The following is a 19,032-nucleotide window of genomic DNA, read 5'->3' as shown; positions in this document are numbered from 1 at the left end:
ATACAGTAGTCTTTGTAAAATGCAAGTTTGCGAATTAAAAAAGCCGGCTACCCCAGCCCAGTTTGTTACGCAATACGTGGTAATAATTGTGGTCTATCGGATGAATCATTCTTAATGTTTTAGCGTATTTCTTAATAATGACATCATCACCGGGATGCACCGTCATTCGGGCGTGACCATCGCAACTGATCTGAAGTAAGTCGTTATCATAAGCGGCTTTAAGACGGACTTCACTGTTGCCGTCAACAACGATAGGGCGACTGCTTAAGGTGTGCGGGAACATTGGTACCAGCGTCATGGCGTCAAGGCCGGGGTGTAAAATTGGGCCACCACCAGAGAGTGAATAAGCGGTGGAGCCTGTTGGTGTTGCGCAGATTAATCCATCTGAGCGTTGGCTGAAGACAAAGTGATCATCGACATAAAGTTCGAACTCAATCATGTGAGCGACTTTGTCTGAGTGCAGGACTATTTCATTAATTGCACGGCCGGTGCCTGATGATTCTCCGTTACTAATGACTTCCGCTGAGAGCAGAAAGCGTTCTTCAACGTGGTAGTCCCCGTTTAAAACGGCAAGTAGGGGAGTCATAACTTCATCTGGATCCAGATCGGTTAGAAAACCTAAATTTCCCCGGTTAACACCGATGACACCAACGTTGTGTTCGCACAAGGCTCTGGCAGCCCCCAGCATATTGCCGTCACCGCCAACGACAATGGCAATTTCCGCCCATTCCCCTAAGTCCTGAAGACTGAGTGTTTCAACTTGCTCTGGTAAGGTCAGCTGCTCGGCTGTGCGGGTCTCCAGGCACAGACTGAATCCGCGATGGATCAAAGCGGTGGTAATTGTTTCTAAGGTTAACTGGGTACCACGATCATTGGCTTTTCCAAGCAGTCCAATTTTTTTAAAAGCACTCATTCATAGGATCCTTATGCGGTCGTGTGGTTACGCTACGATGAGCAAGAAAATTTATCAAGTGAGAGAAATCCCCTTGAAAGAAAAAAACTTGCCCCCATTAACTTGGCAACCTCAATTTAAAACTGGTTAAAGAGAGTCACTTATGACCGACAAAAACGATTCTAAACAAAAAGCTGAAGCGGCTAACGAACCGACAGTAGAGCAGCAGAAAGCTGAACAGGAAGCCGCGCAAGCGGCGGAAGATGCGTTGCAGCAGGATGTAACTGCTGATGAGGCTGAAACAGCAGGTCAGTCGTCTGAGCAAACCGATCGCATTGCTGAGCTAGAGCTAGCGCTGAGTAAAGCTGAAGCAAAAGTGAATGATCAGCGTGACTCGGTGCTTCGCACACAGGCTGAAATGGAAAATGTTCGTCGCCGAGCTAGTCAGGATGTTGAAAAGGCACATAAGTTCGCGCTGGAAAAGTTCGCTAACGAGATACTGACTTCGGTAGATAACTTAGAGCGAGCTTTACAGCTGGCTGATAAAGAAGACGAAGCGAACAAAAATTTTGTGGAAGGTATAGAGCTGACCTACAAAAGCTTAACTTCAACGCTTGAAAAATTCGGCGTTAAAGCCATAGGCGAAGAAGGCGAAGCCTTTAATCCCGATCAGCATCAGGCTATGTCGATGCAGGAGTCGGACGACCACCCGAACAACACTATTATGGCAGTTATGCAAAAAGGCTACGAGCTGAATGGACGCTTGTTGCGCCCCGCGATGGTGATGGTTGCGCGTAACTCGAGCTCTGGTGTCGACACTAAAGCGTAACAAAATTGAAAATTATCCCCTTGTTGGGTATTGAAATTCAGACATGGGCACCCCAGATAAAGGGTATCGAAACAAATTACATGAATTAGAAGTTGGAGACGAATCATGGGTAAAACGATTGGTATTGATTTAGGTACAACAAACTCTTGTGTTGCTGTACTGGATGGTGGCAAAGCTCGCGTAATTGAAAACGGCGAAGGCGACCGTACAACCCCGTCAGTAGTTGCATTTACTGACGATGGCGAAATTTTGGTAGGTTCACCGGCGAAACGTCAGGCAGTAACCAACCCAAATAAAACCTTGTTTGCGATTAAGCGCTTAATAGGCCGTCGCTTTCAAGATGAAGAAGTACAACGCGACATCGGTATCATGCCTTACAAAATTGTTAAGGCAGACAATGGCGATGCATGGGTAGAAATTGATGGTGATAAGAAAGCACCACCACAGATTTCTGCTGAAGTTTTGAAGAAAATGAAGAAGACCGCCGAAGAGTTTTTGGGTGAGTCGGTAACTGATGCTGTTATTACCGTACCGGCATACTTTAACGATGCTCAGCGCCAGGCAACCAAAGACGCGGGTAAAATCGCAGGTCTTAACGTCAAACGTATTATTAACGAGCCAACAGCTGCTGCATTGGCGTACGGTATGGACAAGAAGTCCGGCGACAATGTGATTGCTGTGTATGACTTAGGTGGTGGTACGTTCGATATCTCAATCATCGAAATTGATGAAGTTGAAGGCGAGCACACTTTTGAAGTACTGGCGACCAACGGTGATACGCACTTAGGTGGTGAGGACTTCGATAACCGTTTGATTAACTACTTAGTTGAGCAGTTCGAAAAAGACCAGGGCATTGACCTGCGTAAAGATCCGCTGGCTATGCAGCGCTTAAAAGAAGCGGCAGAGAAAGCGAAGATTGAACTGTCATCTGCGCAGCAGACTGAAGTTAACCTGCCTTACATTACGGCAGACAACACCGGTCCTAAGCACATGGCTATTAAAGTGACTCGTGCGAAACTGGAATCACTGGTTGAAGACTTAATTAAGAAGTCGCTTGAGCCACTGAAACAAGCATTAGCTGATGCTGACCTGTCTGTTAGCGATATCCAGGATATCATCATGGTCGGTGGTCAGACTCGTATGCCGAAAGTACAGGCTGCAGTAACGGACTTCTTTGGTAAAGAGCCACGCCGCGACGTGAACCCTGATGAAGCGGTTGCCGTTGGTGCTGCGGTTCAGGCGGGTGTTCTACAGGGCGACGTTAAAGACGTGCTGCTGTTAGACGTATGCCCTCTGTCGCTGGGTATTGAAACCATGGGCGGCGTAATGACGAAACTGATTGAGAAGAACACCACGATTCCAACCAAAGAATCGCAAACCTTCTCAACGGCTGAAGACAATCAATCTGCAGTAACCATCCATGTTATACAGGGTGAACGTAAACGCGCAGGGGATAACAAATCTCTGGGTCAGTTTAACCTGGAAGGCATTCGTGCAGCGGCTCGCGGTGTGCCACAAATTGAAGTCACTTTTGACATTGATGCGGACGGTATTCTGCACGTATCAGCCAAAGATAAAGACACAGGTAAAGAGCAGAAGATTACGATCAAAGCATCTTCTGGTCTGGATGAGTCTGAAGTCGATAAAATGGTTAAAGATGCCGAGGCTCACGCTGAGGAAGATAAGAAATTTGAAGAAATGGTTCAGGCACGTAACCAGGCCGATGGTTTGGTTCACGCAACCCGTAACCAGCTGAAAGAAGTTGGCGATGCCTTGTCTCAGGAAGACAAAGATGCGATTGAGAAAGCTTGTGAAGAACTTGAGCAAGCGTCTAAAGATGGTGATAAAGAAGCCATTGATGCAAAATCTCAAGCGCTGATGGAAGCGTCGCAGAAGCTGATGGAAGCGGCTCAACAGCAGCAAGCTCAGCAAGGAGCTGAAAGTGCGGCTGGCGGCGAACAGCAGTCGTCCAAAGCTGATGACGATGTCGTTGATGCTGAATTTGAAGAAGTTAAAGACGACGATAAGAAGTAAGCATTAAGGCAACTTCGCAAAAGCACACGGGTGTTGCCGCAAGGTAATACCCGTGTATTTGTATCAGGCTGACATACCAGCATAGATAGAAGACGAAGAATTATGGCGACGCAAGATTTTTATCAGGTTCTGGGCGTATCAAAAGACGCTAACGAACGTGACATTAAAAAAGCCTACAAACGTATGGCTATGAAGTATCACCCCGACAGAACTAAGGGTGATAAAGAGATGGAAATAAAGTTTAAGGAAATTAAACAGGCGTACGAAGTCCTTTCCGATCCTCAAAAACGTCAGATGTATGATCAATATGGGCACGAAGCCTTCGAACAAGCACGTCAGGGCGGCGGTGGCCATGGTGCAGGTGGATTCGGCGGTGGTGCTGATTTTGCTGATATCTTTGGCGATGTATTTGGTGATATTTTTGGTGGTGGCAGACGCCAGCAGGCACGCGCTCAGCGTGGAGCAGACTTACGTTACAACCTGGATATGTCGCTGGAAGAAGCGGTTCGGGGTAAGACTGTCGAGCTGGAGATTCCAACGCTGGTTGAATGTGGTGACTGTGGCGGCAGCGGTGCTAAAAAAGGCAGTAAACCGCAGACTTGTGGACATTGTCATGGTGCCGGTCAAATTCAAATGCGCCAAGGCTTTTTCGCCGTACAGCAAACCTGTCCGCAGTGTCGGGGTAAAGGCACGATTATCAGTGATCCTTGCCGTACTTGTCATGGTCAGGGCCGTAAGGAAGAAACCAAAACCTTATCGGTTAAGATCCCATCGGGTGTCGATACGGGTGACCGCATTCGTTTAGCCAATGAAGGTGAAGCAGGTGAACATGGAGCGCCTGCCGGTGATTTATATGTTCAGGTTCATGTTCGTGAACATCCTATCTTCGCTCGTGATGGCAATAACTTATTCTGTGAGGTGCCGGTCAGTTTCACTAAAGCTGCTCTTGGCGGTGATATCGAAGTGCCGACGCTTGATGGCAAAGTGAAGCTTAAGGTTCCGAAAGAAACGCAGACAGGCAAGCATTTCAGATTGCGCGGTAAAGGCGTTAAGTCTGTGCGGACAGGTGCAGTAGGCGATTTAATCTGCAAAGTTGTGATTGAAACGCCTGTTAATTTGTCGTCCAAGCAGCGTGATATGCTTCAAGAGCTTGAAGATTCAATGGGAACGGGTGATGAAGCCGCAAAATTCCGACCCAAAGAAAAAGGCTTTTTTGACGGCGTAAAACAATTTTTTGATGACTTACGCAGTTAGATTGTCTATCACTATATAAGTGCATGACATAAAAAGACCGGAGGCAGTCAATGAATTGGAAAACCACAACGTTAAGTGCTTGTACGTTAGTCTTACTGGCGAGTTGTGCAGAATCTCCAACGGGACGTTCTCAGTTACAGCTTTATTCTAACAGTGAACTGAACAAAATGGGGGCTGCCTCTTATAAGGAAATGCGGGAAGAGGAAAAGATTAACGAGGATGCTGAGGTCAACGCTTATGTTCGTTGCATTAGTGATGCGTTAATTGAAAACTTGCCCGGTGATTACAGTCAAATGGATTGGCAGGTCACTGTGTTTGCGGAACCAACGGTGAATGCCTTTGCTCTGCCGGGTGGCTATATTGGTGTTTATGACGGTTTGATCGAAGTTGCCGAAAATCAGCATCAACTAGCCGCCGTTATTGGTCATGAAATTGGTCACGTTATTGCTGAACACAGTAATGAGCGGATTTCCAGCAACATGATGGTTGGGCTTGGGCTGCAACTGGGGGGCATACTTGCCAGTACGCAGCTTGATAGCAATGAAGCGGGTTTATTGATGGCTGCTTTAGGTGTTGGTGCTCAGGTCGGTATCCTGTTGCCTTATTCGCGTACTCATGAATCTGAGTCAGACGAATTAGGTATGGAATATATGGCAGACGCCGGCTTTAAACTGGATCAGGCTCCTGAGTTGTGGCGCAATATGCAAGCAGCGTCAGGTGGTGAGTCTCCCCCTGAGTTGTTATCGACGCACCCGAACCCGCAAACCCGAATTAAAGATCTGGAAGCTTTAATTCCTTCTTTACAGGAAAGGTATGAAGCGGCTCGTGCTGCAGGAAACAAACCCGCTTGTGCACGTCCGGCTTCTGTAGACAGCGAAGACTGAAATAATTAAGGGGATTCGCAGGTTTCCCCTAAACCTCCTGAAAAGTTATAACCTAGTCCAATTTGTTCTTTTTGTTACTTCTATGAACGATTTACCCTAGCAGCCATTTTTTAAAGCTGCTGGGGTTTTATGTTTAAAGCTTGGTTTGCAATTCCATTTTGGCAACGCGTTTTAGGCGCTTTTGTCTTAGGCATGTTGATAGGCGGGTTGGCACCTGAGGTGGGTGTAGCACTAAAACCACTTGGCGACCTGTTTATAAAAGCTATTAAGATGCTCGTTGCGCCACTTATTTTCTGTGCAATTGTTAGTGCAATAACTGATCTTAATGACGGCAAAAAGCTTGGACGACTGGGAGCCAAAACCGTTGGCTTGTTTATGGTTACCGCGGTTATAGCCAGCGCTATCGGTTTAACCCTGGCAAGTTTAATTGATATGAGCCCAGCAACGACGCTGACTGCCACTGAGCAGGCAGAAAAACAAATTCCGAGTGTTGCTCAGGTGTTCCTTAATTTTGTGCCCAGTAATCCTTTTGCCGCTCTGACTGAAGGCAACGTTCTGCAAATTGTGGTATTTGCTGCGTTGGTCGGTATAGCTATTCAGCGTTTAAAAGAACGGGGCGAGCCTTTGCGCAAGACCATTAAGTCTGGCGCAGAGGTGATGTATGAAATTACTCGCATGGTCTTACAATTGACTCCAATAGGCGTACTTGGATTAATGTCCTGGGTTATCGGTGAGTATGGTTTTAGTACTTTACTGCCGCTGGCTAAGTTTGTCGGGGTTATTTATTTGGCCTGTCTTATTCATATTATTGTTGTTTATGGTGGTCTGATCCGTACCGCTGGGGGAATGAGCCCCTGGCAGTTCTTCAAAGCGATATTCGATGCACAGATTGTCGCCTTTACCACCTGCAGTTCGTTTGGATCATTACCTGCCGCGCACCGAGCCGTTACCGAAAGGTTGGGCGTTTCTAAAGACTATGCCAGCTTTGTGTTACCACTGGGTGCAACGATTAATATGGATGGTTGCGGTGGTATTTATCCGGCCGTTGCGTCTATTTTTATTGCGCAGCTGTACGGAATACCATTAGAGTGGATGGACTATGGCTTGATCATGTTGACGGCAACTTTAGCGTCAGTAGGAACTGCGGGTGTACCAGGCACCGCTTTAGTGATGCTGACCGTAACGCTGAATGTTATTGGCTTACCTTTAGAAGGTATTGCTTTTATCGCAGCTATTGACCGAATAATCGATATGGCCAGAACACTGACGAATGTGACCGGCGATATGATGGTTTCCAGAGTTGTTGCACGCAGTGAAAACCTGTTGCAGGATCAGGCCCATTTAGCAACGGAGTCAAAATAATGATCAATGTGGGTGTGCTCGGAGCTTCCGGCCGAATGGGGAATGCTGTCATTCAGGCATTAACAACTGACAGTGATGCGAAATTGGCCGCTGCGATAGTCCGGAAAAACAGCTCAAGTTACGGGAAAAGTGCAACGGAAAATGAACCCGTTCACTTCACCAGTGCTGAGGAGCTGCAACCCGATAAAATCGACGTCCTGATTGATTTCTCACTACCTGAAGCATTGACTGAGAACCTGAAGCTCGCTGAGCAGTATCAACTGCCCATAGTCATTTGCACCACAGGTTTGAACGACGAACAAAAAGAGCGACTGGCTCAGGCCGCTGAAACGGTGCCTGTATTATATGCCAGTAATACCAGCATAGGCATAGCGTTACTTGAGCAACTGGTGGGGCTAAGCAGCGCCGCGTTACCCGATGCAGACATCGAAATTTTTGAAGCGCACCATCGTCATAAAAAAGATGGCCCGTCGGGAACGGCAATTACTTTGGGACAAGCCGCAGCGAAAGGTCGGGAACAACGTTGGGAAGAAGTGAATGATGGTGTCCGGACTGATGGTGTGCGCAGTGAGAAAGGGATAGGCTTTTCAGTAATGCGGGCGGCGGATATTGTCGGTGAACACCAGGTGACTCTGGCTGTTGACGGCGAGCGCGTAGAAATTGGTCATCGAGTCAGTAACCGTAAGATTTTTGCTGAGGGCGCTATAAGGGCTGCTAAATGGCTTAAAGAGCAAGCTCCTGGGTTATTCAGTCTGCAAGACACACTTAACTTGCAGGATATCCTGCAACGCTTACTTAAGCGATAAATACTGCTGGACGATTTTCGTAAAATTTCGTAGAATAAGTGCAATTTGCCTGAATCAGTCCGAAGGCTGGCGTGATTTGGCAAAATGCGCGGTTCAGGACGCAAAACGGGGAAGTCAAATTATTGATTCACCCGTTTTTTTATGTACGGAGGTTGCCCTTGAGTATTCTAGCGAGTCAATCCGCTAAACGAGCGATTCTGGTGCTTGCTGATGGGACCGTGTTTCGCGGGACCGCTATTGGAGCCGAAGGCTCCGCAGTCGGCGAAGTGGTCTTTAACACGGCCATGACAGGCTACCAGGAAATTCTTACCGACCCATCTTATACCGAACAAATCGTTACTCTAACTTATCCCCATATTGGCAATACCGGCACCAACTCAGAAGACGAAGAGTCTGACAAGGTTTGGGCCAAAGGTCTTATCATCAGAGACTTGGCAATGAAAGCCAGTAACTTCCGTAGTGAGGAAACCTTGAGTGCCTATTTGCAACGTCATAATGTGGTAGGCATTGCGGACATTGATACGCGCCGTTTAACTCGCATATTGCGCGAGAAAGGTGCTCAAAATGGCTGCATCATGGTTGGTGAACTGGATGAAAACAAAGCGCAGGAATTAGCGCAGAAGTTTCCCGGATTAAAAGGCATGGACCTTGCCAAAGAAGTTTGCTGTGACAAAGCTTATGACTGGTCTGGTGGTAGTTGGCAGTTGGGCGAAGGGCACACTAAACCTGAGCAAAGTCAGTACCATGTGGTTGCATACGATTATGGGTGTAAGCACAACATTTTACGTTTGCTGGCAGACAGAAACTGTAAAATTACCGTTGTACCGGCACAGACCACGGCTGAAGAAGTTTTAAAGCTAAACCCGGACGGTATTTTCTTGTCGAACGGGCCTGGCGACCCAGAGCCCTGTGACTACGCTATTACAGCAATCAAGATCTTACTGGATAAGGACATTCCAATATTTGGTATTTGTCTTGGACATCAATTGCTGGCCATCGCCAGTGGTGCGCGTTCAATGAAAATGAAGTTCGGCCACCATGGTGCGAACCATCCCGTACAAGATTTGACAACGAAGCGGGTTATGATCACCAGTCAGAACCATGGCTTTGCGGTGGATGAAAAACAGTTACCAAACAACCTGGAAGTGACTCACGTGTCGTTGTTTGACGGAACACTGCAGGGGATTCGTCGTAAAGATAAACCTGCGTTTAGTTTCCAGGGGCACCCGGAAGCAAGCCCTGGTCCACATGATGCCAGTGAACTGTTTGACCACTTTATTGAATTGATGCAGGCCAATGCCTGATTCGTCGAATGATATTCGATACCGTCATCCGTAGCGAAAGGACAGATAGAGCGACTTTATGCCAAAACGTACCGACATTAAAAGTATTCTGATTCTGGGCGCAGGCCCGATTGTTATTGGCCAGGCGTGTGAGTTTGATTACTCTGGAGCTCAAGCGTGTAAAGCGCTGCGCGAAGAAGGTTACCGGGTAATTCTGGTTAACTCTAACCCCGCTACCATTATGACCGATCCGGAAATGGCCGATGCCACTTATATTGAGCCTATTCACTGGGAAGTGGTCGAGAAGATTATAGAGCGTGAACGTCCTGATGCTGTTTTACCGACCATGGGTGGGCAAACAGCTTTGAATTGCGCTTTGGATCTTGACCGACACGGTGTACTTGAACGTTATAAAGTGGAAATGATTGGCGCCAATGCAGACGCTATTGATAAAGCCGAGAACCGTGACCGCTTTGACAAAGCGATGAAAGCAATTGGACTTGAGACACCTAACGCTGAAATGGCACACAGCTTAGATGAAGCCTTCGATGTACTTAGCCGATTGGGTTTCCCTTGTATTATTCGTCCGTCTTTCACTATGGGTGGCAGCGGCGGCGGTATCGCTTATAACCGCGAAGAATTTGAAGAAATATGTCGTCGTGGTCTGGACTTATCGCCAACTAATGAGTTGTTAATTGACGAATCGTTACTGGGCTGGAAAGAGTACGAAATGGAAGTTGTGCGCGACAAAAGCGACAACTGCATCATTGTTTGTACTATTGAAAACTTTGACCCTATGGGCATTCACACCGGTGACTCAATTACGGTTGCGCCTGCCCAGACGTTGACAGACAAAGAGTTCCAAATTATGCGTGACGCTGCCATGGCGGTATTGCGCGAAATTGGTGTGGAAACTGGTGGTTCAAACGTACAGTTTGGTGTTAACCCTGATACCGGGCGTATGGTTATCATTGAAATGAACCCCAGGGTATCGCGTTCTTCTGCACTGGCTTCAAAAGCCACAGGCTTCCCAATTGCTAAAGTTGCAGCCAAACTTGCCGTTGGTTACACCCTGGATGAGCTTGAAAATGAAATAACAGGCGGCAGAACGCCGGCCTCATTTGAGCCAGCGCTTGACTACGTTGTGACAAAAATTCCACGTTTCAACTTTGAAAAATTTGCTAACTGTAATGACCGCCTGACCACGCAAATGAAGTCGGTTGGTGAAGTTATGGCTATTGGGCGTAACTTCCAGGAGTCAATGCAAAAGGCTCTAAGAGGTTTAGAACTTGGCGCTTCGGGTTTTGATCCCATTGTTGAGATTGATTCAAAAGACGCTCGTTCTAAAGTTATCCGTGAGCTTAAAGAGCCAGGCGCTGAAAGAATTTGGTATATCGCTGATGCGTTCCGCTTGGGCATGACCGTTCGAGAAGTGTTTGAACTGACACGAATTGATGAGTGGTACCTGATTCAAATTGAAGAGCTGGTTAACCTTGAAAAAGAAGTTGATGAGCTTGGCTTGGCCGGACTGACTTCTGAGGTTATGACGGTATTGAAGCGGCGCGGTTTCGCCGATTCAAGAATTGCTGATGTTTTACACGTCAGCGAAGCAGAAGTCCGTAAAAAGCGTCACAAGTTTAAAATTCATCCCGTTTATAAACGAGTTGATACCTGTGCGGCGGAGTTTGCTTCGGGTACTGCTTATATGTACTCAAGTTACGATGAAGAGTGCGAATCGGCACCGTCGGATAAAGACAAGATAATGGTTATTGGCGGTGGGCCTAACCGCATAGGGCAGGGTATAGAGTTCGATTATTGCTGTGTGCATGCCTCACTGGCTTTACGCGAAGATGGTTATGAAACCATTATGGTGAACTGTAACCCAGAGACCGTTTCAACGGATTATGACACCTCTGATCGCCTTTACTTTGAGCCGATTACTCTTGAAGACGTACTGGAAATTGTACGCATTGAGAAGCCAAAAGGGGTTATCGTCCAGTACGGTGGCCAGACACCATTGAAGTTAGCTCGCGAACTTGAAGCAAACGGTGTTCCGATTATTGGTACATCACCCGATGCTATCGACCGAGCAGAAGATCGCTCAAGATTCCAGACCGCAGTGCGTCGCCTTGGCTTAAAACAACCGGAAAACTCAACGGTAACCGGTTTTAACGAGGCATTAACGGAAGCTAAGCGTATTGGTTATCCGTTGGTTGTGCGCCCATCCTACGTATTGGGTGGCCGGGCTATGGAAATTGTTTATGATGAAGCCGACTTGCAACGTTATTTGACCGATGCGGTCAAAGTATCTAACGATGCGCCGGTACTGCTGGACCGTTTCCTTGATAATGCGGTTGAAGTGGATGTCGATGCTATTTGTGACGGTAAGGATGTGCTTATTGGCGGTATCATGCAGCATATTGAAGAGGCAGGGGTTCACTCAGGTGACTCAGCTTGCTCATTACCACCTTATTCTTTAAGCGATATCATTCAGGCACAACTGCGCGAACAAATGCGCAAGTTAGCTTTTGAGCTGAACGTAAATGGTTTGATGAATGCTCAGTTTGCTGTAAAAGACGAAGAAATTTACCTTATTGAAGTAAACCCAAGAGCGGCACGTACCGTACCTTTTGTTTCTAAGGCAACAGGCGTTCCATTAGCGAAAGTCGCCGCGCGGGTTATGGTGGGTCAGTCACTGCAGCAGCAGGGCTATGTGAAAGAAATTATTCCGCCATATTATTCGGTGAAAGAAGTGGTTATTCCTTTTGCTAAGTTTCAGGGGGTAGACCCAATCCGCGGCCCTGAGATGCGTTCAACCGGTGAGGTTATGGGTGTAGGTGAAAGCTTTGAAGAAGCCTATGCCAAAGCGAACCTTGGCGCGGGTGAAGCATTAGCGAAAAAAGGGAAAGCTCTGATTTCAGTAAAAGACAGTGATAAGCAACGTTTAATGGACCTGGCTCGTGGTTTATTAGCTTTAGGCTTTAGCCTGGAAGCGACGCGAGGTACGGCGAAAATGCTTGGTGAAGAAGGTATAGACTGCAGTATCGTTAATAAACTGCAAGAAGGGCGGCCAAATATCGTTGATGCCATAAAAAATGGTGAATATAGTTATATTATCAATACGGTAGAAGGGCGTCGTGCGATAGAAGACTCTGTTTATATTCGTCGTGAAGCACTGTTGAATAAAGTGATTTATACTACAACGTTGAATGCTGCATTTGCGACAGTTAAAGCAAATACAGCGGATGATCGAGCTCGAGTCAGTTCGGTACAAGAATTACATAAAAGGGTGTCGTTAATATGAACCAGATTCCAATGACGGAACATGGCGCGCAATTGTTACGTGATGAGCTCAAGCGTTTAAAAACGGTAGAGCGCCCACGTATTGTTGAAGCTATAGCTGATGCACGCGAGCACGGAGATTTAAAAGAGAACGCTGAATATCACGCGGCGCGTGAGCAGCAAGGTTTTTGTGAAGGCCGTATTCAGGAAATTGAATCAAAACTTTCCAATGCACAAATTATTGATGTCACTAAAGTACCCAATAACGGAAAAGTTATTTTTGGTTCAACGGTCACCGTTTACAATACAAAAACGGACGAAGAAGTGACCTATAAGATCGTGGGTGACGATGAAGCTGATATTAAATCAAATTTAATTTCTGTGAACTCGCCAATAGCTCGCGCATTAATTGGTAAAGAAATTGACGAAATTGCAACAGTAACTACACCCAATGGTGAAGTTGAGTACGAAGTGGTTGCTGTAGAATATAAGTAATACTAAAACTCGTAATAAAAAGGCTGGAAACGAAAGTTTACCAGCCTTTTTGTTTTTATACGTCGAGTCGTTTGTTTTTTGTACTTGTTATTGTATAGTTCGCAGTTCAACTGGATTTTTAACATTAAATCAACAAAAGAAGAACTGCAATGGACAAGGAAACGTCACCAACATCTCAAACACCTCAATACACACCACTTGATGAATTAACGGTTACGGAATGCTTTGAACGTTTAAAGCTGGTTTCGCAGAAAGGAACCTATAAAGACGTTTCTCTGTGGCTAGGAAAAAAGCCTAACGACTATGCCAATAGGAAGCGCAGCAACAGAATACCCTTTGCTGAGATTATTCGAAAGTTACTGCAGGAACGAATCTCTTTAAATTGGTTTTTCGCACCGGGCTATACTTTGCACGAACCAACCTATTCCTATACTCAGCCAGATTATGTGAAAAGCAGTGTTGCAGAAGAAGAGCGTAAACGTCGACTTGAATTTCTAAAAGCCCATCGAAAAATAGAGCCTTTCCTAAAAGCCTACAACCTGGAAAGCGATGAACAATGCCTGGAAGTGATGCTGGATGTCTACTTTTCGACTAAAGACAAGTGGATGGAAAAGTCGCAGGCGTTGGAGCTGGTCGCTAAAGCATTGTCGCTAACGCCTGCGAGCAAAAGAGACTAGCCGCGGGGAAGGCGAATTTTAGGCTCTTCGGCTGGTCGGTATATCACCTGCGTTTTACCGATAATTTGCACTTCAGAAGCACCGGTTTCGTGTACAATAGTGGCCATAATTTGTTTTCTGAGCTCACGGTCTTCTTCCGGAACTTTTACTTTAATCAGTTCGTGGTGATCAAGTGCCTGCTCAATTTCTGCAAGAACACCTTCAGTCAGGCCGTTAGCCCCAAGCAGTACGACTGGCTTTAACGGGTGTGCCAGACCTTTTAAATGTTGTTTTTGCTTATTACTTAATGACATTCGATAATATCCGTTTTAGAGCTTGATTTTTTAACATTGTAACGCCAGATCAGGTATTCAGGCCAGACAATTAAGGAAACTTCGTTAAATTATGGGAAAAAAACGCAGTGTGAGCAGTCAACGCTGGCTGAAAGAACATTTTGACGATCAGTTTGTCCAAAAAGCACAGAAGAAAGGACTCCGTTCTCGTGCTGTTTTTAAGTTAGAGGAAATGCAGCAAAAAGATAAGTTGATCAAAAAGGGTCAAACTGTCGTTGATTTAGGTGCTGCTCCCGGAGGATGGTCTGAGTACGTAGCTGACTACTTTAACGGAGATGGTCAGGTTATTGCTTGCGATATTTTGGCGATGGATCCAATCGTCGGAGTCGATTTCCTCCAGGGCGACTTTAGGGAAGAAGCGGTATTAAATGCATTGCTTGATCGTATTGGTGGTAAAAATGTTGATGTTGTGCTGTCGGATATGGCACCAAATATGAGTGGTAATGGTACGGTAGATCAGGCTCGCTCTATGTATTTAGTAGAGCTGGCGCTGGATATGTGTCACCAGGTTTTAAAGCCTGGCGGGAGTTTTGTCGTAAAGGTGTTTCAGGGACAGGGTTTTGAACCTTTCCTAAAAGACATTCGTGCGGCATTTAATAATGTGAAAACCAGAAAACCAGAGTCCTCCCGGGCACGTTCCAGAGAGGTCTACTTGGTAGCGACAGATTATAAACTGTAGTACCCTGTTGGGTAGTTGATTTTTAATAGAGGTAATAGGCTTTGAGCGATATGGCAAAGAATCTCATCTTGTGGCTTGTGATAGCCGTCGTACTGATGAGCGTTTTTCAGAGCTTCAGTCCGAGCGGAACGACATCGGCGACCATGACATACAATGAATTTGTGTCTCAGGTTAACAATGGCAATATCCGTCGTGCTGAATTTGGTGATGATGGACGCACTATTTCAGGTATGACTCGCAATGGTCAATCTTATAAAACAGTTGTGCCAACTCAGTATGACCCGAAAATTTTGGATGACTTGTTGGCAAACGATGTAGAAACTCAGGGTACCCCACCTGAAGAGCAGAGTATTCTTGCGTCAATCTTTATCTCGTGGTTCCCAATGCTGTTGCTTATTGGTGTATGGATATTCTTCATGCGTCAAATGCAAGGCGGCGGTGGTCGTGGCGCCATGTCGTTCGGTAAGAGTAAAGCGAAGCTCATGAACGAAGAGCAATCAAAAACAACATTTAAAGATGTTGCTGGTTGCGATGAAGCTAAAGAAGAAGTGTCAGAATTAGTTGATTACCTGAAAGACCCTTCTAAGTTCCAGCGTTTGGGCGGAAAAATTCCTAAAGGCGTGCTTATGGTTGGTCCTCCGGGAACCGGTAAAACGTTATTAGCTAAAGCCATTTCCGGTGAAGCAAAAGTGCCGTTCTTTAGTATCTCTGGTTCTGACTTCGTTGAGATGTTTGTTGGTGTTGGTGCTTCTCGTGTTCGTGATATGTTTGAACAAGCTAAAAAGTCGGCTCCTTGTATCATCTTTATTGATGAACTTGACGCCGTAGGTCGCCAACGTGGTGCCGGGCTTGGTGGTGGACACGATGAACGTGAACAAACACTGAACCAAATGCTGGTTGAAATGGATGGCTTTGAAGGCAACGAAGGCATTATTGTTATCGCTGCAACTAACCGTCCAGATGTATTAGACCCTGCACTGTTGCGTCCGGGACGTTTTGACCGTCAGGTTGTTGTTGGTTTGCCAGACGTACGCGGTCGTGAACAAATTCTGAAAGTGCACATGCGCAAAGTTCCTCTTGGTGACGACGTTAAGCCAGAGTTGATTGCTCGTGGGACGCCAGGATTTTCCGGGGCCGATTTAGCGAACTTAGTCAACGAAGCCGCATTGTTTGCCGCGCGTGGCGACAGACGTGTTGTTTCAATGGAAGAGTTTGACAAAGCTAAAGACAAAATCATGATGGGTGCTGAGCGCCGCTCAATGGTTATGACGGACGATGAGAAAGCCATGACGGCTTATCATGAAGCTGGTCACGCTATTGTGGGTCGTCTGGTACCAGAGCATGACCCTGTCTATAAGGTCTCTATTATTCCGCGCGGTCGTGCATTGGGTGTCACTATGTACTTACCAGAGCAGGATAGAGTGAGCCACAGTAAGCAACATCTTGAAAGCATGATTTCTAGCTTGTTTGGTGGTCGCCTGGCTGAAGCAATTATCTTTGGTGACGAGAAAGTCACTACCGGCGCGTCAAATGACATTGAGCGTGCAACAGAAATTGCTCGCAAAATGGTCACTCAGTGGGGCTTGTCTGAAAAGATGGGACCATTACTTTACGCTGAAGATGAAAATGAAGTCTTCCTTGGGCGTTCAGTAACTCAGCATAAGCATATGTCTGATGACACTGCACGGGCTATTGACGAAGAAGTGAAGTCGGTTATTGATCGTAACTATCAACGGGCGAAAAAACTGTTGGAAGAGAACGTCGATATCCTTCATTCAATGAAAGATGCGTTGGTTCGGTATGAAACTATCGATGCCGACCAAATTGATGACTTGATGAATCGCCGAGATGTTCGTCAGCCGAAAGACTGGGATGACAGAGACAGTGGTGGTAATGGTTCGGATGGCGGTGCTGCCAAGGCAGATGAGACCGAAGAGCGTCCTGAACGACCCATCAATGTCGACAAGCCCGGGGATGCAACTTCTTAAAGTTGACTCTTTTTAAAAGCCACCGAGAGGTGGCTTTTTTGTAAGAATAAGAAACAGCAATTAGCGGAGCCGAGTTATGCCTAAAAACCCCAACCCTTTGCAAGTTATGGGTATTGTTAATGTTACGCCGGACTCATTTTCAGACGGAGGTGAATACAATCGCTTAAATGATGCGATTGATCACGTGGCGCAGCTGATAAGTGATGGTGCTGATATGATAGACATTGGTGGGGAGTCAACTCGGCCCGGCTCATTAGCTGTCCTGGAACAAGAAGAGCTCGATAGAGTCATTCCTCTAGTCGAAGCGGTACGACAACGTTTTGATGTATCAATTTCTGTCGATACCACTAAACCGGTTGTTATGACTGAGTCTATAAAGGTCGGTGCAAATATCATTAATGACGTAAACGCATTACGAGAAGAGGGCGCCCTGAAAGCTTTGGCATCAACCTCTGCAAGAGTTTGCTTAATGCATATGCAGGGAGAGCCTAGAAGCATGCAGCACAACCCAGACTACGACGATGTTGTCTGTGACGTTAAGGCTTTTTTACAAGAGCGTATTATTGCCTGTGAGCAAGCAGGTATTGGCAGAGAGCGAATTTGGTTGGATCCTGGTTTTGGGTTCGGCAAGTCTCAACGACATAATTACCAGTTGCTACAAAGGCTACAGGCGTTTCACGAATTACAGTTACCCTTGTTAGTCGGAGTGTCGCGAAAAAGCATGATTGGCCACGTTACGGGACGTGAAGTTAAAGACAGATTAGCCGGCAGTTTAGCTGCTGCAACCATTGCAGCTATGAAAGGAGCACGTATAATTCGCGTTCATGATGTTAAGGAGACAGTTGATGCAATGAAAGTGGTTGCAGCAACTTTAGAAGGAGAGCACCTTTGAGTGAGCGTAAATATTTTGGCACCGATGGCGTGCGCGGACGAGTCGGGCAGTTCCCGATAACCCCTGAGTTTGCCGTAAAGCTTGGCTGGGCTGCTGGCCGAGTGCTGGCTGCAAAAGGTACCAGCCGCGTATTGGTTGGTAAAGATACCCGGGTTTCCGGTTATATGCTGGAGTCAGCTTTGGAGGCCGGACTGGCTGCAGCCGGTGTCGGTGTGGATTTCTTAGGCCCTATGCCCACTCCCGGCATTGCGTATCTGACACGGACATTCAGAGCCGCGGCCGGTATTGTTATTAGCGCATCGCATAATCCGTATTACGATAACGGCATAAAGTTTTTTGCTGACAACGGACACAAACTTCCAGATGCCGTAGAGCTGGAAATTGAACGTCTGTTAGATGAGCCAATGGATTGTGTGATTTCAGAAGAGCTGGGTCGTGCTAAGCGAATAAATGATGCCGCTGGTCGCTATATCGAGTTCTGTAAAAGTGTTTTCCCTAACGAAATGACTCTGGAAGGGTTACACATTGTCGTCGATTGCGCGCATGGTGCGACCTATCACATAGCGCCTAATGTGCTTCGTGAACTTGGTGCTGAAGTGACTGAAATTGGTACTCAGCCTAATGGCCTTAACATCAATAAAGAATGCGGCGCAACTCACCTGGAGGCATTACAGAAAAAGGTACTGGAGACTAAAGCGGATTTAGGCATAGCTCTGGACGGTGATGGTGACAGGATCATGATGGTGACGGAAAATGGTCGCCCAATTGACGGTGATGAAATCCTTTATATGCTGGCTGTGACTGCACAGAATCAGGGGCAGTTACAAGGAGGTGTTGTCGGCACACTAATGACAAACTTTGCCCTGGAAAAAGAACTCGATAAAAGACGTATTCCCTTTGTCCGGGCAAAAGTCGGTGATCGCTATGTTATCGAAGAACTGGTTAAGCGAGACTGGTACCTTGGCGGTGAAAATTCGGGCCATGTGATTAACCGTCAGCACCACACTACCGGTGATGGTATTGTTGCCGGACTGCAGGTACTGGCAGCTATGTATCAGGAACAAAAGTCCCTGGAAAAATTAAGCTGCGATTTTCATAAGTTGCCACAAATTCTTATCAATGTCCGCTTTGACAGCGATAAGCAGCCTTTAGAATCGGCGAATGTTAAAAGTGCGGTACGAGAAGTTGAAAAAGCGCTGTCGGGCAGTGGTCGGGTACTTTTACGGAAGTCGGGCACTGAGCCTTTAATTCGGGTAATGGTTGAAGGCGAAAACGAAGCTAAGGTAAAAGCCTTTGCTCAACAAATAGCGAACGAAGTTGAAGCGGCTACAAATTAAACAGTT

General features: G+C 46.5%; 16 protein-coding genes. 14 read left to right on the top strand and 2 right to left on the bottom strand.

Annotated features, from left to right (window positions below):
- Positions 1 to 34: 34 nt before the first annotated feature.
- The gene (gene nadK, locus VBY75_RS04650; RefSeq protein ID WP_199494418.1) at positions 35 to 913 is read right to left on the bottom strand and encodes an NAD(+) kinase; all 879 of its coding nucleotides are present in this window, start codon (positions 911 to 913) and stop codon (positions 35 to 37) included.
- 142 nt (positions 914 to 1,055) lie between these two features.
- Here nadK and grpE point away from each other — a divergent pair, with 142 nt between their 5' ends.
- From grpE to VBY75_RS04600, 10 genes are all read left to right on the top strand, one after another.
- Positions 1,056 to 1,721, top strand: a complete 666-nt coding sequence (gene grpE / locus VBY75_RS04645) for a nucleotide exchange factor GrpE (protein WP_199494419.1) — start codon at positions 1,056 to 1,058, stop codon at positions 1,719 to 1,721.
- Positions 1,722 to 1,826: 105 nt separating this feature from the next.
- Positions 1,827 to 3,755 (top strand): molecular chaperone DnaK, encoded by a 1,929-nt coding sequence (dnaK, locus tag VBY75_RS04640; RefSeq protein WP_199494420.1) that lies wholly within the window; start codon positions 1,827 to 1,829, stop codon positions 3,753 to 3,755.
- A 102-nt stretch (positions 3,756 to 3,857) separates the two neighbouring features.
- Entirely contained in the window at positions 3,858 to 5,009 is a 1,152-nt protein-coding gene (dnaJ, locus tag VBY75_RS04635; RefSeq protein ID WP_054487028.1) for a molecular chaperone DnaJ, read from the top strand.
- A gap of 50 nt (positions 5,010 to 5,059) precedes the next feature.
- On the top strand, positions 5,060 to 5,893 hold the full coding sequence (locus VBY75_RS04630) for a M48 family metallopeptidase (protein ID WP_416511253.1): 834 nt from the start codon (positions 5,060 to 5,062) through the stop codon (positions 5,891 to 5,893).
- Positions 5,894 to 6,022: 129 nt separating this feature from the next.
- Positions 6,023 to 7,255, top strand: coding sequence for a dicarboxylate/amino acid:cation symporter (locus VBY75_RS04625; protein WP_199494421.1), 1,233 nt, complete (start codon positions 6,023 to 6,025; stop codon positions 7,253 to 7,255).
- Positions 7,255 to 8,061, top strand: coding sequence for a 4-hydroxy-tetrahydrodipicolinate reductase (dapB, locus tag VBY75_RS04620; RefSeq protein ID WP_222236764.1), 807 nt, complete (start codon positions 7,255 to 7,257; stop codon positions 8,059 to 8,061). The genes VBY75_RS04625 and dapB overlap by 1 nt, the downstream gene beginning before the upstream one ends.
- A 158-nt stretch (positions 8,062 to 8,219) precedes the next feature.
- Positions 8,220 to 9,365: a glutamine-hydrolyzing carbamoyl-phosphate synthase small subunit gene (gene carA, locus VBY75_RS04615; RefSeq protein ID WP_416511250.1), complete on the top strand. Its 1,146-nt coding sequence runs from the start codon at positions 8,220 to 8,222 to the stop codon at positions 9,363 to 9,365.
- Positions 9,366 to 9,423: 58 nt separating this feature from the next.
- Positions 9,424 to 12,648 (top strand): carbamoyl-phosphate synthase large subunit, encoded by a 3,225-nt coding sequence (gene carB, locus VBY75_RS04610; protein ID WP_054487038.1) that lies wholly within the window; start codon positions 9,424 to 9,426, stop codon positions 12,646 to 12,648.
- On the top strand, positions 12,645 to 13,121 hold the full coding sequence (greA, locus tag VBY75_RS04605; RefSeq protein WP_054487040.1) for a transcription elongation factor GreA: 477 nt from the start codon (positions 12,645 to 12,647) through the stop codon (positions 13,119 to 13,121). The genes carB and greA overlap by 4 nt, the downstream gene beginning before the upstream one ends.
- Before the next feature lie 149 nt (positions 13,122 to 13,270).
- Positions 13,271 to 13,798, top strand: a complete 528-nt coding sequence (locus VBY75_RS04600) for a hypothetical protein (RefSeq protein ID WP_054487042.1) — start codon at positions 13,271 to 13,273, stop codon at positions 13,796 to 13,798.
- Here VBY75_RS04600 and yhbY read toward each other — a convergent pair.
- Positions 13,795 to 14,091, bottom strand: a complete 297-nt coding sequence (yhbY, locus tag VBY75_RS04595) for a ribosome assembly RNA-binding protein YhbY (protein WP_054487044.1) — start codon at positions 14,089 to 14,091, stop codon at positions 13,795 to 13,797. The two genes, VBY75_RS04600 and yhbY, sit on opposite strands and share 4 nt — an antisense overlap.
- A 91-nt stretch (positions 14,092 to 14,182) precedes the next feature.
- Here yhbY and rlmE point away from each other — a divergent pair, with 91 nt between their 5' ends.
- The 4 genes from rlmE (at position 14,183) to glmM (ending at position 19,026) form a co-directional block, all read left to right on the top strand.
- Complete coding sequence (gene rlmE / locus VBY75_RS04590) at positions 14,183 to 14,809, top strand: 23S rRNA (uridine(2552)-2'-O)-methyltransferase RlmE (RefSeq protein WP_416511247.1); 627 nt, start codon at positions 14,183 to 14,185, stop codon at positions 14,807 to 14,809.
- Between the two features lie 41 nt (positions 14,810 to 14,850).
- The gene (ftsH, locus tag VBY75_RS04585) at positions 14,851 to 16,797 is read left to right on the top strand and encodes an ATP-dependent zinc metalloprotease FtsH (RefSeq protein ID WP_054487048.1); all 1,947 of its coding nucleotides are present in this window, start codon (positions 14,851 to 14,853) and stop codon (positions 16,795 to 16,797) included.
- Between the two features lie 76 nt (positions 16,798 to 16,873).
- Positions 16,874 to 17,689: a dihydropteroate synthase gene (gene folP, locus VBY75_RS04580; protein ID WP_224798024.1), complete on the top strand. Its 816-nt coding sequence runs from the start codon at positions 16,874 to 16,876 to the stop codon at positions 17,687 to 17,689.
- On the top strand, positions 17,686 to 19,026 hold the full coding sequence (gene glmM, locus VBY75_RS04575; protein ID WP_054487051.1) for a phosphoglucosamine mutase: 1,341 nt from the start codon (positions 17,686 to 17,688) through the stop codon (positions 19,024 to 19,026). The genes folP and glmM overlap by 4 nt, the downstream gene beginning before the upstream one ends.
- The last annotated feature ends 6 nt before the right edge of the window (positions 19,027 to 19,032 follow it).

Source organism: Idiomarina sp. HB (assembly GCF_048059115.1).
Taxonomy (GTDB): Bacteria; Pseudomonadota; Gammaproteobacteria; order Enterobacterales; family Alteromonadaceae; genus Idiomarina; species Idiomarina abyssalis.
Note: the sequence above shows the minus strand (reverse complement) of the source record. Positions and strands in the feature narration are given on the sequence as shown.